The sequence below is a fragment of the Streptosporangium nanhuense genome (assembly GCF_059358815.1).
Genome location: NZ_JCADBG010000001.1, coordinates 181,839 through 195,814 on the forward strand (window position 1 = coordinate 181,839; position 13,976 = coordinate 195,814).

Annotated in this window: 16 protein-coding genes; 8 read left to right on the forward strand and 8 right to left on the reverse strand. The window is 72.1% G+C overall.

Going from position 1 to position 13,976, the window contains the following annotated elements:
- Nucleotides 1-24: 24 nt before the first annotated feature.
- A complete protein-coding gene (locus tag AC5L38_RS00725; protein WP_495240756.1) occupies nucleotides 25-1,047 on the forward strand; it encodes a LacI family DNA-binding transcriptional regulator in 1,023 nt (340 codons plus the stop codon).
- Between the two features lie 123 nt (nucleotides 1,048-1,170).
- Here AC5L38_RS00725 and AC5L38_RS00730 read toward each other — a convergent pair whose 3' ends face one another.
- Nucleotides 1,171-1,557 (reverse strand): winged helix-turn-helix transcriptional regulator, encoded by a 387-nt coding sequence (locus tag AC5L38_RS00730; RefSeq protein WP_495240757.1) that lies wholly within the window; start codon nucleotides 1,555-1,557, stop codon nucleotides 1,171-1,173.
- Between the two features lie 452 nt (nucleotides 1,558-2,009).
- On the opposite strand from AC5L38_RS00730, the gene AC5L38_RS00735 reads away from it, so the two are divergent.
- The gene (locus tag AC5L38_RS00735; protein ID WP_495240758.1) at nucleotides 2,010-2,492 is read left to right on the forward strand and encodes an ATP-binding protein; all 483 of its coding nucleotides are present in this window, start codon (nucleotides 2,010-2,012) and stop codon (nucleotides 2,490-2,492) included.
- Nucleotides 2,493-2,594: 102 nt separating this feature from the next.
- On the opposite strand, the gene AC5L38_RS00740 is transcribed toward AC5L38_RS00735, so the two are convergent.
- Nucleotides 2,595-3,821 carry an HRDC domain-containing protein gene (locus AC5L38_RS00740; RefSeq protein ID WP_495240759.1) on the reverse strand — a complete coding sequence of 409 codons (1,227 nt, stop codon included), beginning with the start codon at nucleotides 3,819-3,821 and terminating at the stop codon, nucleotides 2,595-2,597.
- Complete coding sequence (locus AC5L38_RS00745) at nucleotides 3,818-4,414, reverse strand: DUF3000 domain-containing protein (protein WP_495240760.1); 597 nt, start codon at nucleotides 4,412-4,414, stop codon at nucleotides 3,818-3,820. The genes AC5L38_RS00740 and AC5L38_RS00745 overlap by 4 nt, the downstream gene beginning before the upstream one ends.
- Nucleotides 4,415-4,552: 138 nt before the next feature.
- On the opposite strand from AC5L38_RS00745, the gene AC5L38_RS00750 reads away from it, so the two are divergent.
- Complete coding sequence (locus AC5L38_RS00750) at nucleotides 4,553-4,693, forward strand: hypothetical protein (RefSeq protein WP_495240761.1); 141 nt, start codon at nucleotides 4,553-4,555, stop codon at nucleotides 4,691-4,693.
- 420 nt (nucleotides 4,694-5,113) lie between these two features.
- On the forward strand, nucleotides 5,114-6,151 hold the full coding sequence (hemE, locus tag AC5L38_RS00755; protein WP_495240762.1) for a uroporphyrinogen decarboxylase: 1,038 nt from the start codon (nucleotides 5,114-5,116) through the stop codon (nucleotides 6,149-6,151).
- 180 nt (nucleotides 6,152-6,331) lie between these two features.
- On the opposite strand, the gene AC5L38_RS00760 is transcribed toward hemE, so the two are convergent.
- Nucleotides 6,332-7,417: a DUF4349 domain-containing protein gene (locus AC5L38_RS00760; protein ID WP_495240763.1), complete on the reverse strand. Its 1,086-nt coding sequence runs from the start codon at nucleotides 7,415-7,417 to the stop codon at nucleotides 6,332-6,334.
- 147 nt (nucleotides 7,418-7,564) lie between these two features.
- Between AC5L38_RS00760 and hemG the strand changes: the two genes are divergently transcribed.
- The 3 genes from hemG (at nucleotide 7,565) to AC5L38_RS00775 (ending at nucleotide 10,804) form a co-directional block, all read left to right on the forward strand.
- Nucleotides 7,565-9,007, forward strand: a complete 1,443-nt coding sequence (hemG, locus tag AC5L38_RS00765) for a protoporphyrinogen oxidase (RefSeq protein ID WP_495240764.1) — start codon at nucleotides 7,565-7,567, stop codon at nucleotides 9,005-9,007.
- Between the two features lie 2 nt (nucleotides 9,008-9,009).
- The gene (hemQ, locus tag AC5L38_RS00770; protein ID WP_495240765.1) at nucleotides 9,010-9,711 is read left to right on the forward strand and encodes a hydrogen peroxide-dependent heme synthase; all 702 of its coding nucleotides are present in this window, start codon (nucleotides 9,010-9,012) and stop codon (nucleotides 9,709-9,711) included.
- A 499-nt stretch (nucleotides 9,712-10,210) separates the two neighbouring features.
- Nucleotides 10,211-10,804, forward strand: a complete 594-nt coding sequence (locus AC5L38_RS00775; RefSeq protein ID WP_495240766.1) for a hypothetical protein — start codon at nucleotides 10,211-10,213, stop codon at nucleotides 10,802-10,804.
- On the opposite strand, the gene AC5L38_RS00780 is transcribed toward AC5L38_RS00775, so the two are convergent.
- From AC5L38_RS00780 to AC5L38_RS00795, 4 genes are all read right to left on the reverse strand, one after another.
- Complete coding sequence (locus AC5L38_RS00780; protein ID WP_495240767.1) at nucleotides 10,786-10,920, reverse strand: hypothetical protein; 135 nt, start codon at nucleotides 10,918-10,920, stop codon at nucleotides 10,786-10,788. The two genes, AC5L38_RS00775 and AC5L38_RS00780, sit on opposite strands and share 19 nt — an antisense overlap.
- Before the next feature lie 171 nt (nucleotides 10,921-11,091).
- Nucleotides 11,092-11,493, reverse strand: coding sequence for a peptide-methionine (R)-S-oxide reductase MsrB (msrB, locus tag AC5L38_RS00785; RefSeq protein WP_389917571.1), 402 nt, complete (start codon nucleotides 11,491-11,493; stop codon nucleotides 11,092-11,094).
- A gap of 379 nt (nucleotides 11,494-11,872) precedes the next feature.
- Nucleotides 11,873-12,244, reverse strand: a complete 372-nt coding sequence (locus tag AC5L38_RS00790; protein ID WP_495240768.1) for a hypothetical protein — start codon at nucleotides 12,242-12,244, stop codon at nucleotides 11,873-11,875.
- A 189-nt stretch (nucleotides 12,245-12,433) separates the two neighbouring features.
- Nucleotides 12,434-13,171, reverse strand: a complete 738-nt coding sequence (locus AC5L38_RS00795) for a pyrimidine reductase family protein (RefSeq protein ID WP_495240769.1) — start codon at nucleotides 13,169-13,171, stop codon at nucleotides 12,434-12,436.
- Between the two features lie 297 nt (nucleotides 13,172-13,468).
- On the opposite strand from AC5L38_RS00795, the gene AC5L38_RS00800 reads away from it, so the two are divergent.
- Nucleotides 13,469-13,855: a hypothetical protein gene (locus AC5L38_RS00800; RefSeq protein ID WP_495240770.1), complete on the forward strand. Its 387-nt coding sequence runs from the start codon at nucleotides 13,469-13,471 to the stop codon at nucleotides 13,853-13,855.
- The last annotated feature ends 121 nt before the right edge of the window (nucleotides 13,856-13,976 follow it).

Below are 13,976 nucleotides of genomic sequence, written 5' to 3' on the forward strand. Positions count from 1 at the left end.
GCGGGTATGGCGGGCACGGAGGGCATGGAGGGCACTGTGAACGGCAAGCGCCGAGGTCGCCGGCCGACGATGGTCGATGTGGCGCGCGAGGCCGGGGTGGCGCTGCGCACCGTCTCCCGCGTCGTCAACCAGGACCCCACCGTGGGATCCGAGCTGGTCGCCAGGGTCCACGCCGCCATCGCCAGCCTGGAGTACCAGCCGGACGAGCGGGCCCGCCAGCTGCGCCTGGGCGTCACCGGGACCCTGGGGGCGGCCGTCCGGCAGCTCTCGCACGTCAACCCCGTGCTCCAGGCCCTGGAGCGCGCGGCGCGCGCGGCCAAGCTCATGGTCCTGGCCGCCTCGACCGAGGACGACGAGCGGCTGGAGCGCGACGTCGTGATGTCGATGTGCCGGCGCCGCTTCGACGGGATCATCCTCGAACCCATAGGGAGCGGGCACGACTACCTGATCCCCGAGCTGGACGCGGGCCTGTCGCTCGTCGCCGTCGACCGGCCCGTCCACGGCCTCGACGTCGACTGCGTGCTCTCCGACAACGTCGCGGGCATCGAGCTCGCCTTCGGGCACCTCGTCCGCCACGGCCACGAGCGCATCGCCTACATCGGCGACGACGAGCGCATCTTCACCGGCCACGAGCGGGCCGCGGCCTTCCGCGGCTGCCTCGCGGCGCACGGCGCCCCCGCCGACGGGATGGTCCACCCCGGCAGGATCGAGCCGGACCGGATCGCCTCGGCGGTCCGCGCGGTCCTGTCGGGACCGTCCCCGGCGACCGCCGTCGTCACGGGGAACGCCACCACCAGCGTCGAGGTGCTGCGCTGCCTCCGGGGCGGCCCGGAGGGCGTCGCCGTGGTCGGGTTCGACGACTCCGAGCTCGCCACCAGCCTGCGTCCCGACCTGACCGTGGTCGCCCAGGACGCCACCACGATCGGCGGTACCGCGATCGACATGCTCCTGGCCCGCATCGCCGACCCCGGCCGCCCGGTCCGCCGCGTGACGGTGCCGGTGGAGCTCCTCGTACGGGGTTCGGGGGAGTCGCCCCCGCGGGCGTGACGCCGTCGTCGCGCCGGACGGCCTTCGGGGGCCCGCAGTCGCCCGGCCGGGCCGACTGTGCCGTACGGCCGGTGCGACGGCGCCCGTGCCGGACGGCCTTCGGGAAGTCCGGGGACGCCCGGGTCATCGGGCGTCGAAGGCCGTCCTGGAGTCCACGATCCCGGCGGCGTTGTCTCCCGCCCATCCGGCCAGGTCGCGGACGACCTGGAGCAGGCTGATCCCGCGCGGGGTCAGCGCGTAGTCGACCCGCGGCGGGGTGGTGTCGTGGACGGTCCGCGTCACCAGGCCGTCCCGCTCCAGTCCACGCAGTGTCGCGCTGAGCATGCGCTGGGTGATGGGCTCGCTCATCCGGCGCAGCTCGTTGAACCGCCGGGTGGTGCCGCCCAGCCGGCAGATGACGACCACCGACCACTTGTCGCCGATCCGTTCGAGCACGTCGCGGATGAGCGCGCGGCCCTGCTCGCACGTGCCGGAGGCGGTGTCGTCCATCTCTGTCACCGGATACGCCATGGCCCCAGGATACGAGAGGGACCAGGTTCCCCCGGAACGGCTCTCCCGGGCATCCGAGCACGTCGAAGCGCTCTCCCGTGACCTCCGCCACACCGGCGCGAGGGTACGGGCAACGCGCCCGGTGTCCGCGGTCACGAAGGCGGCCGGTGACACCGGGGCCCGCCTCGCGGAGGCGTGGCGTCGTCGGGAGGGTGATCGCGCCGGTTTCATGGCATCCGGCGGCGTCGCGTGCCCGCCGGACTCCACACCGAATCGCATTCCCGGGAGAGGCCGACATCGAGATCGGTGCGGGTGAATGTCACGGGTTCCCTCCCGGGCGCCCGGCAGGGGCCCGGAAGCGCGGGGCGGGCGCGTGTCGAGCCGGACACGAAGGGTAGTCGTCCTGTGGGGGGATCCCCACGGGGGCGGACGTGACGACGGCGATTCGTGAGACCGGCTGGAGGGCTTCGGGCATGGAAACGGGAAAGCTCGCGGAGGTATTTCTGGACAGCGCCTACGAGTCGGTCGGGCAGGCGCGCCGCGAGACGCGCCAGGCCCTCGGCCCGGACCACGTCCTTCTGCCGGACGTCGTCCAGGTGGTCTCGGAACTGCTGGCCAACGCCGTGGAGCACGCCGACCACGGGCTGGTCGACGACCTGATCGGGCTGACGCTGACCGCCACCCTCGACTCCGTCCACGTCGAGGTCTCCGATCCCGGCTCCGCCTCCCGCGTCCCGCACATCCCGGCGGACCAGCCCCCCGGGGCCAGGCGCGGGCGCGGCCTGCTCATCGTCGACCGGCTCTCCGGCGGGCGCTGGGGAACCCGCGAGCACGGCCCGGGGCTGGGCCGGACGGTGTGGTGCGCCATTCCCTACGTGCGGACGGAGCCGTCCGCGGAGGAGGACGAGGCGGAAAGGCTCGCGTTGTGGTCCCTTCCGGCGGCCTTCCCGAGCTGAGCTGGAACGTTCCATGAGGCGAAGGGCCCGGCCCGAGCGGGGCGTTGCCGCTCGGGCTCGGGGACGAACGATTAATGATCTACTTTGTAAAGGCGGGGGCTCTCACGCCTGCCCCTTGATCTCCAGGCGGAGCAGCGCCTTGGCGATCGGATGGGCGGTCAGCCCGATCTGCCACTCGCGGGCGCCCAGCTCGCGCAGCCGGGCGATCACCGCCTCGTCGTCGATGACCGGGGGCGGTTCCCAGGTCAGCCGGCGCACCGCGTCGGGCTGGATGAGGTTCTCCGCGGGCATGTGGTGCTCGTCGGCGAGCGCGGCCACCACGGCCCTGGCGGCGGCCAGCCTGCGGGCGGCCACCGGGTCGCGGTCCATCCACCGGTTGGCCGGCGGCGGCCCGTCGCCGGGGGTGCTGGGCTGCGGCAGCTCCGCGTCGGGCAGCGAGCGGGCGGTGCCGATCGCGGCCAGCCAGTCGCGCAGGTGCCGCCGGGCGCTGCGGCCGGTGAACGGCGGGATGTCGGTGAGCGCCTTGGTGGTGCGGGGCAGCTCCAGGGCGGCCGTGACGATCGCCGAGTCGGGCAGGACCCGGCCGGGGGCGACGTCGGACTCGCGGGCGAGCCCGTCGCGGAGCGTCCACAGCTCCCGCACCACCGCCAGCCCGCGCAGCGAGCGGACCTTGTGGATCCCCGAGGTGCGCCGCCACGGGTCGGAGCGCGGGGCGGGGGCCTTGTGCGCGAGCACGGCCGCGAACTCCTCCCGCGCCCACGCCAGCTTGCCGCTGGAGGCCAGCTCCTCGTACAGGATGTCGCGGAGCTCGATCAGGACCTCGACGTCGAGCGCGGCGTAGCGCAGCCAGTCCTCGGGCAGCGGGCGGGTGGACCAGTCGGCGGCGGAGTGGCCCTTCTCCAGCCTGAATCCGAGGACGTTCTCCACCATCAGGCCGAGCCCGACCCGCTCGTAGCCGAGCAGCCGGCCGGCCAGCTCGGTGTCGAACAGCTCGCGCGGGTGGAAGCCCACCTCCGCCAGGCACGGCAGGTCCTGGGAGGCCGCGTGCAGCACGATCTCCGCGTCGGCCAGCGCCGCGTCGAGCCCCGACAGGTCGGGGCAGCGGATGGGGTCGATCAGGGCGCTGCCCGCGCCGGCGCGGCGCAGCTGGACCAGGTAGGCGCGGCCGCTGTAGCGATAGCCGGAGGCGCGCTCGGCGTCGACGGCGACGGGGCCGGTGCCCTCGGCGAAGGCACGCACCACGCGTGCGAGAGCGGCCGGGTCCTCGACGACGGGTGGGATTCCCTCGCGAGGTTCCAGCAGCGGGACTACGGTCGTCTCATCGGTCACGTTCTGAAGGGCTCCGGATCTTCGCGACGGCGGGGCGGCAGCGCCGCCACGTCGGGTGGCAGGGGTGGTATGCCCGCGGCGAGGCACATCAGGTCGCACCAGGCGGCGACATGGCCCGAGAGGTCCTCCTGCAACGGTGACCAGGAGGCGCGCAGCTCCAGCTCGGTGGTCACCGGGTCCTCGGCCTTGTTGCCGAAGCCCTCGGAGACCGCCCGGGTGACGGTGCCTCCGGCGGCGGCGTATCCGGCGTCGTGCGCGTCGAGCGACTCGGTGAGCCAGCTCCACGCGACCGGGCCGAGCAGCGGGTCCTCGGTGATCTCCAGCTCCATGTCGGCCCGCACGTAGGCGACGAGCCGGAACTGGCCGTCCCAGCCGCGCTGGCCGTCGGGGTCGAAGAGCACGATGAGGCGACCGACCGCGAGCTCGTCGTCGTCTCGGTAGACCGACGCGCCGATCGCGGCCGAGTAGGGGGCCAGGCGCTGCGGGGCCGGGATGTCCTCCAGCTCGATCTCGGGCCTGACCTCCGCGGGGCGCAAGCTCGCCACCGCGCGCCTGAAGGCGGCGGGAGCGGGCGGCGCGTCACCGACGGTCATATCGGAAGCGTAGGTCGAAACTGAGCGCATGGGGACCACTGGGGTGTGTGTAGGAGCCATGGGGACCGATCAAGCCGCTGCCGGCGGCCTGCGGAGGGCGGAGGCGACCCCGCCGACGGGAACTCCCAGGAAGAGCGCGTGACCGCGCCTGGCGCGGACCCGTCCGGCGCCGGGCCGTTCCCGGTGCCCGTCCCGGCCGTGATCGCCGGAGTGGGGTCGTGGTTCGGGAACCCGCCCGCGGGCGCAGGAGGCACGGTGCTCACCGCGATGTTCGGGTGAACTCCACATGGTGGACATCGCACGGGCCTTTCGTCGGGTCGTGGTCCGACGTTGGCACGTCGCGCCGACATTTCCGCGCAGCGTGCTCGGCGTGTCCCCAAAGTGGTGCGGGAATCGATGCCGCGCGGTGACTTGGCGAACATTTGGACCAGCCGGGGGCCGGGCCAGGATCGCCGATGGGTGGAACTGTACCCGGAAACATGATCGCTTCGCTCCGCGTGATGTCACCTCCCGCGTACCAACATCGGATTTCAGTGGACGAAGCTCTCAAAACCGGTAAGACGCGATCATTGTCATCACTTGGTAGTGCCCGGGTGGTGTGCGGTTCGATCTCATTGAATAGCCGGTGATTTCGTATTGGTCTCACCGGTCGGCGGCCTTGGGGAGCCGACCGGTCCCCTGACATGGCACCCTGGTGGGGTGACTTCCGAGCCCGCCGACTCCGCCTTCCTGCGTGCCTGCCGCCGCCGGCCCGTCTCCCACACCCCGGTGTGGTTCATGCGCCAGGCCGGTCGCTCGCTGCCCGAATACCGGGCGCTCCGCGAGGGGGTGCCGATGCTCACCGCCTGCGCCACCCCCGAGCTGGTCGTGGAGATCACGATGCAGCCGGTCCGCCGCTACGGCGTGGACGCGGCCATCCTCTTCAGCGACATCGTCGTGCCGCTCAGGGCGATCGGCGTCGACCTCGACATCAAGCCCGGTGTCGGGCCGGTCGTGGCCGCGCCGATCAGGGACGCCGAGGCGGCCAAGGCGCTGCGCCCGATCGAGCCCGACGACGTCTCCTACATCACCGAGGCCGTCCGGGCGCTGACGGGGGAGCTGGGCGCGACCCCCCTGATCGGTTTCGCGGGAGCGCCGTTCACGCTGGCGTCCTACCTCATCGAGGGCGGCCCCTCCAAGAACCACGACCACACCAAGGCCATGATGTACGGCGAGCCGGACCTGTGGCACGCCCTCATGGACCGGCTGACCGAGATCACCCTGGGCTTCCTGCACGTGCAGCTCGCCGCCGGGGTCTCCGCCGTCCAGCTCTTCGACTCCTGGGTGGGGGCGGTCTCGCCCGACGACTACCGGGAGTTCGTCCTGCCCTACACCAGCCGGATCTTCGCGGGCCTGGCCGCCTCCGACGCCCCGCGCATCCACTTCGGCGTCGGCACCGGCGAGCTGCTCGGCCTGCTCGGCGAGGCGGGGGCCGACGTCGTGGGCGTCGACTGGCGGGTCCCGCTCGACGAGGCCGCGTCGCGGGTCGGCCCGGGCAAGGCGCTGCAGGGCAACCTCGACCCGGCGATCCTGCTCGCCCCGTGGGAGGTCGTCGAGCGCCGCGCGGGCGACATCCTCGCCCGCGCGGCCAAGACCGAGGGCCACGTGTTCAACCTGGGGCACGGGGTGCTGCCCGGCACCGACCCCGACCAGCTGGCCCGTCTCACCGACTTCGTCCACGAGGCCTCGGCCCGCTGACCGGCCCGCCCCCGGGGGCCGGCCCGCTGACCCGCTCGCTCCCCGGGACCGCTCGCCCGGGGACCCGCCCGGCCGATCCACATCCCCGGGGGCGCTCACCCGGGACCGCTCGCCCGGGGACCCGCCCGGCCGATCCACATCCCCGGGGGCGCTCACCCGGGGGCACTCAGCCGGGGGCACTCACTCGGGGGCGCCGTCCTTTCTCGGGCTCACGGGGACGGGCCCCTCGTCGCCGTCCCTTTCGTCCTCGTCCTCCTCGTCCTCGTCCTCGCGCTTGCCCTCGACCGGCGCGGGAGCCGGGGCCGAGGGCGCGGGGGTGACCGGCCCCCGCCTGCCGCGGCGCAGGCGGAGCAGGAAGGCCAGCACCGGCCAGAGCAGGCCGATCAGGACCAGCCACGGGAGCAGCACGCCCAGAAGCGTCAGGCCGACCTTGGCGGCGGTGACGAAGGCCCTCCATCCCGTCCGCAGGCCGGCGAGGAAGCCGGACGGCTCGTCCTCCTCCTTCTCGACCACCGCCGCCGGGCCGACCAGGTTCAGCGTCAGCGTCGCCATGCTCGTCTGCGAGGCGAGGGTCCGCTGCCTGGCCTGGAGGGACTCTAGCTCGCTCTCGCGGTTGGAGACCTCCCGCTCCACGTCGAGCACCTCGCCGATGGTGTTGGCCCGCTTCAGCAGCGTGCGCAGCGAGTCGAGCGCGGCCCTGGCCGACTTCAGCCGGCTCTCCACGTCGGCCACCTGCTCGGTGACGTCCTTGGTGTTCTGCTGCAGCGACTCGCGCGTGCCCAGGTCCTTGCCCAGGCGGTCGAGCGTTCCCGGGTAGCTCCCCGGGGGGATCTTGAAGACCAGCGTCGCGGAGCCCTCGCCGTTGGAGTGGGCGTCCGACCTCTCCCTGGCCAGGTAGCCGCCCGCGGTGGTGACGATCTGCCGGGCCCGGTCCGACGCGGCGGTCACGTCCTTGGCCCTGATGGTCATCTCCGCGGTGTAGACGATCGCCCGGTCCTCGGGGACCACCTGCACCTGGGCGGTGTCCCGGGGGCCGGCCGGGGACGCCGGGGACGCCTGAGACACAGCGTCCTTGCTCATGGCGTCGTCCCTGGCGGCCGACTCCGCCTCGGGGGCACGTACGCGGGAGCCGCCGGCGTCGAAGTCGGCGGCGGGTGCCGCGGCGCCGGACGTGCTCTGCAATTCGCTGCCCCCGCAGGCGGACACCAACAGCGCCAGGCCCACCAGGGGGGCCGCCAGGCGCGGGCCGTACCGGAATCTGCTCATGAACATCATGACGAGGGCCGCCGTGGACGGGTTCGGCGAGGGGCAGTCACGATGGCGTCACGTTCTGCGCGCCGTCGGGTCACGGGGGCGCCAGGGGCGCCGGGCGGGATGCGCGGGCGGCAGGGGGGACCGGTACGGTCTGGGGTCATGGAAGGCAAGCGGAGGCATGTGGTGGTCGTCGGCGGCGGGATCGCCGGGCTGGCCGCCGCGTGGCACCTGCGGGGGCGTGGCGAGCACCTCAGGGTGACCGTCCTCGACGGCGCCCCGCGGATCGGCGGCAAGCTCCACGCCACCGAGGTGGCGGGCGTCGCGATGGACGCGGGGGCCGAGGCGATGCTCGCCCGGCGGCCCGAGGGCAAGGAACTGGCCAGGATGGTGGGGCTGGGCGAGGAGCTGAGGCTTCCCGGCACCACCAAGGCGGGCATCCTGAGCAGGGGCGCGCTGCGGCCCATGCCGGAGGGGCACGTCATGGGCGTGCCCTCCGACGTCCTCGCGCTGGCCAGGTCGGGCGTCCTGAGCCCCGCGGGCCTGGCCAGGGTGCCGCTGGACCACATCCTCCCGGCCACGCGCGTCACCAACGACGTGTCGGTGGCGGCCTACATCCGGGCCAGGATGGGCGAGGAGGTGGTCGACCGGCTCGTCGAGCCGCTGCTCGGCGGCGTCTACGCGGGCAGGGCCGAACGGCTCTCGCTGGACGCGACCATGCCGAGGATCGCCATCGCGGCCAGGTCCGAGCGGTCGCTGCTCACCGCGGCCAAGGAGATCGCCGACGACGCCCCCAAGGACGCCGGGCCCGTCTTCACCACCCTGAGCCGGGGGATGGGCAGCCTGCCCGAGGCCGTCGCCGCCGCCTCGGGGGCCGAGATCAGGACCGGGGTCACGGTCAGGGAGCTGCGCAGGACCGAGGACGGCTGGCTGCTGGTCACCGGTCCCGTCCCCGCCCCGGAGACCGTCGAGGCCGACGCGGTGATCGTCGCCGTACCGGCCCCCGCGGCGAGCCGCCTGCTCGCCGCGGAGGTGCCCCGGGCCGCCGCCGAGCTGGCCCGGATCGAGTACGCCAGCATGGCCATCGTCACCCTCGCCTATCCGCGCGAAGCGTTCCCCAGGCCGCCGACCGGCAGCGGCTACCTGGTCCCGGCCGTCGACGGGCGCCCGATCAAGGCCGCCACGTTCAGCTCGGTCAAGTGGCCGCACCTGGCCGGTAGCGATCCGAACCTGGTCCTGCTGCGCTGCTCGATCGGCAGGATCGGCGAGGAGGCCGTGCTCCAGCGCGACGACGCGGAGCTGGTCGCGCTGGCGATGGCCGAGATGGTCGAGGTCATGGGCGTGCGCGGGCTGCCCCGCGACTCGCGGGTGACCCGCTGGGGAGGCTCCCTGCCGCAGTACGAGGTGGGCCACCTCGACCGGGTGGCCCGCATCCGGGCCGCCGCGGCCGACCAGCCGGGCCTGGCCCTGTGCGGCGCCGCCTACGACGGCCTCGGCATCCCCGCCTGCGTCGCCACCGCCCGCACCGCGGCGGCCCGGATTCTCGACCACCTCGATCCCACGGGAGAATGGCGGGACAGCACCGATTCGTTGACAAAGGGGTGACGATGACGGACGGGAACCCGCGGCCCAAGGCGCGCGACCTGAACCAGGTGATCCGCTACACGATGTGGTCGGTCTTCAGGGTGAAGGAGCGCTGCCCGGGACACCGCGAGGGCATGGCCGCCGAGGTCGAGGAGCTCATGGCCCAGATGGGGCGCAAGGACGTGGTCACCCGCGGCCTGTACGACGTCGCGGGCTTCCGCGCCGACGCCGACTTCATGTTCTGGTGGCACGCCCCGACGGCCGAGGACCTGCAGGAGACCTACTCACGCTTCCGCCGCACCAGCCTGGGGCAGCTGACCGAGCCGGTCTGGTCGGCGATGGCGCTGCACCGCCCGGCCGAGTTCAACAAGTCGCACATCCCGGCCTTCCTGGCCGAGGAGGAGCCGCGGGCGTACGTGAGCGTCTACCCGTTCGTGCGCTCCCTGGAGTGGTACCTGCTGGACGACGCCGACCGCCGCCGGATGCTCGCCGAGCACGGCAGGATGGCCCGCGACTATCCCGACGTGCGGGCCAACACCGTCGCCTGCTTCTCGCTGAACGACTACGAGTGGATGCTGGCGTTCGAGGCCGACGAGCTGCACCGCATCGTCGACCTGATGCGCGTCCTGCGCGGCGCCGAGGCCCGGCGGCACACCCGCGAGGAGATCCCCTTCTTCACGGGGGTCCGCAAGCCGCTGAGCGAGCTGGTCGCGACGCTGCCGTAGCCTTCGCGCCCCTTCGTCACGCGCCCCTCCGGCGCACGCTCTTTGTCGCACGCTCCTCTGCCGCCGCCGGGCCGGCCCGGCGGCGGGGGGCGCCGTGCGGTGATCTCCGTGAACCCGCCGTCCCCGCGAGTACGCCGGTCCCGTGAGCCTCGCGGAACCCGCCCGCCCCGCGAGTCCCGTGAGCCTCGTGAGTCCCGTGAGCCTCGTGAGTCCCGTGAGTTTCGTGAAAGCCGCGAGCCCCCGAACTCCGCGGGTTCGGGAAGTCCTCAGGGCTCCTGGAAGCCCCGGAAGCTCCGGGAGTTTCGCGAGGTGAAGGGCGTGTCCCCTGTGGCGTCGGGGTGAAAAATAATTCGGCGAAGGTCTCTTTACCGTTACTTGGCTTTGTCATACTCGGGGAAAATCACCTGTCTATGTGAGGCCATGGGTGAAAAGGGGCGAAGGTCTGGCACGGTCCAGGCGGCGTGCTCGGGGGCGCCGGAGGAAGAAGTCGCGCTCGCACGTGCTTGAGATCTCGGTGGCCGTCGCCGCCTTCGCGGTGGGGGCCCTCGGGGTGAGCGTGTGGTTCTCCGGTGGGGCGGACCCCGCGGGCGGGACTGCCCGGGCACCGGTTCCCGGCGGCGTGGCCGCCCTGGCGCCGCCCGGGGCTCCCGCGGCCGGTGGGGTGGTCGCCGCCGAGGTGGACGGCAAGGGCGCGAAGGGCAAGGAGAGCGAGGCGGCGGCCAAGCAGCGGGCCAAGACCGAGAAGAAGCGCCAGAAGGACAGGGAGACCGAGGCCTCGGGGCCCTCCAAGCACACCGACAAGAAGGCGGTGGCCTACTTCGAGAGCCGCAAGGTGACCAAGCGGGTCAAGGACATCCGGATGGTCGGCGGCTATCTGCGGATATATACGGACTTGCCGGATACGGCGAACAACTCGAAGCAGGCGATCAAGCTCTGCGAGGCGGGCGTCGACTATCTCGTCGGAGAGCTCGGCGTGCCCAGCCCCGTGGTCTTCGTCCAGGCCGAGTTCGGGGAGAACGGCAACCCGGTCCTGGCCAACATCCTCGGCCCCGACGACTCCGACTGCCGCCTCACCTACCCGAGTCCGCGATAGTCGACGCGGCGTGCCGCCGAGATCACCCGGACCCGGGTCCTGCCGCAGATCGAGCAGCGCTGGGTGACCACCCGGCCGATGGTCTCGATGATCTCCCATCTGTGGCGGAGATGCACGGGGCCTCCTTAGGCGAACACGCTACGGAGATGTGCGGGTACTAGGCGTCATCTCGCTTTGCCCCTCCTGGTGGTCGGCTAACCTCCCGGATGGGGCGATGTGACTGCCCGAGCGCGTGAAGGCCCCGCCAGAGCCGGTCCGGCGGGGCCTTCTGTGGGTGATCCGGCAGCCTACTCGACGGGCTCCAGCCTCAGCGAGACGGAGTTGATGCAGTAGCGGTCGTCGGTGGGGGTTCCGTAGCCCTCGCCGTGGAACACGTGACCGAGGTGCGAGTCGCAGGTCGCGCACCTGACCTCGACACGGGTCATGCCCATGGAGCGGTCCTCGATCAGCGTCACCGCCTCGGACTTCGACGGCTCGTAGAAGCTGGGCCAGCCGCAGTGGCTGTCGAATTTGGTGTCGGACCGGAACAGTTCGGTGCCGCAGGCCCGGCAGCTGTAGACGCCCACTGTCTTGGTGTCGACGTACTCTCCGGTGAAGGGACGCTCGGTCCCCGCCTGGCGGAGCACGTGGAACTCCTCGGGAGAGAGCTGGACGCGCCATTCGGCGTCGCTCTTTACCACCTTGTCCATCGCACCAGCCTATGCGGTCGCCGGAGCGGACGCGGGAGCGGGACGCCCGGCCGGTACGCCTGGAAAAATCTTGACGGGCGAAGCATCCTTTGATGACCGTTTTGGCGTCTTTAAATATGTGGAGGGTGATTAACCCTCCCGTTGAGGGGTGAGATCATCTGTCGGTCGTCCCGCATGCCGCGGATCGGCCACGATGCCACCGTTCGGGTGGCGCGCCAGCGCCCGGACACCGGTGGGTACGGCAGGTGATTGTGCGGTCCGTCCCGTTGAGTGCCCGGTCCCGCCGCCGAGGCGGCTCCGGGGCGGACCCACCCGCTTCCGTCCCCGCCACCGGAGATCTCCCGGGCGTGTTCCCCTGCGCGGAAGCGGGCGGCGGGGATCAGCCCTGACGGCGTCGTCCCAGGGTGAACGACACGTTCACGCTGATGATCCCGACCCACATGAGCACCAGGATGAACCCGAGGAGCGAGTCGCCCAGTTCGGAGAAGGACACCGCGATCGTTCCCGGCACGCCGAGCCCGAGAGAGATGATCGCCAGGGCCAGCCGCTGCCCGGCGTCCACGGAGGGACGGACCGCGGGGCTCTCCTTGCGCGCGCGGGCGGCGATCCGGTCGTCCACCCGCTTGTCGATCTCCTGGTCCATCTTCTCCAGGAAACCCTCGACGAGGGAGTCTTCGTACTCCGGCCCGAGGTCGCGGCGGGCCTCGATCGAGGCGCGCAGTTCGTCACCGGAGGAAGAGGTTCGAGGCATATTCGAGATATATCGTTTCTTTACGGTGATGTCCATACGGATGTCGTTCCGGCCTCGCGGATCACGGAATTTCCTTGAAGCCCCGTCGCGGTGTCGCGGTGTCGCCGAGCTCCGGGGTCACGGTGCCGGTTGGTCCCGGTGCACGAGGTCGCGAAAGTCGCGGAGTCGCGGAGTCGCGGGGTCACGGGGTCACAGGGTCACGGCCTCTTCGCGCCGCCGGACGTACCTCGTGAAGAGGAACCCCTCGTCCTCCAGGACGTGGGCCAGGCGCAGGCGCGCGAGCGAGGAGGGGCCGTCGAGGACCCGGGCGGCGTCCCCGCCGATCAGCACCGGGCTCACCGTGAGGCAGAGCTCGTCGACCAGGTCCGCGGCGGCCAGCTGGGCGTTGACCTTGGGGCCGCCCTCGCACAGCACCCGGCTCAGGCCGCGCTCAGCGAGCTCGCGCATCGCCAGCGCCGGATCCACCCGCTCGTCCCCGGCCACGATCACGTCGGCGTGCCTGGCGGCCTCCTCGCGGCGCTCCCTGGGCGCGGCCTCGCAGGTGATGACGATCGTCCGCGCGTCCGGCTCCGCCTCGGCGAACAGCGGGCCCGACAGGTCGAGGTCGAGCCCGCGGGTGATCACCGCCACCGGCGGGACGGCCGGGCGGCCCTCGCGCAGCCCCCGCCACGACGGCCTGGACCGTGCCGGGCCGTACCCCTCGGCCCTCACGGTCGCGGCCCCGGCCACGATGACGTCGGCCAGCCCGCGAAGCACCCAGAAGACCTGGCGGTCGCCCCTGCCGGACAGCTCGCCCGACAATCCCTTCAGCCAGGTCCCGCCGTCGGCGCTGGCGACCATGTTGATCCGGAGGCACTGGCCGGTCGGGTAGGCGTAGGCCCGCGCGAGGTCGACCTCGGCCGAGCTCTCAGGATGGATGAGGCGCATTGCCCCACCTTCGCACGGCGCCTGCCCACCTCCGCACGTAGGCTGCCCACCTCCGCACGTAGGCTGCCCACCTCCGCGCGGAGCCTTATGCCCGCCTTCGCACGTAGGCTGCCCACCTCCGCACGTAGGTCGTCCCGCCCTCGCGCGACGGCCGCCTCACCTTCGCGCGGAGGCGGTCTGTGAGCTTTCCCTGTGCGGTCGATAACGGTTGTGACGGCTTGTAGTGACTTCGGTCGGCTCCCGATACATGATTCATCCTGGGAGACACGGGAGGGCTGTGTGGGGCTTGTCGCGATCGTGACATGGTTGATCACCGCGATCGTCGGGATCTACCTGCTGTACGTGTGGCTCTCCAGGGGAGGGCTGCGACAGCAGGCGACCAAGGTCACCAGGTTTCCGACGTTGCTGATCTTCGCTCATCCGGTCCTGGCGGTCTCCGCCCTGGCCTGCTGGGTCGTCTACGTGCTCACCCTGGAGCCGCTCTTCGCCTGGTTGTCGTTCGGCGTGCTCTCGGCCTCCGCGCTGCTGGGCTTCACGATGTTCACCCGCTGGCTGGGCGGTGGCCGCCACGCGCGCGGCGCCGAGCAGCGCTTCCCCATGGTCGCCGTCCTGCTGCACGGCGCCGTGGGGTTGACGACGTTCGTCCTCGTCCTGCTCACCGCCGCGGTCGCGTCCGGGGTCTGACAACACGGGCTCTGAGAACACAGACCCTGACAACACGGACCCTGACAACACGGACCCTGACAACACGGACCCTGACAACACGGGCCCTGACAACACGGGCCCTGACAACACGGGCCCTGAG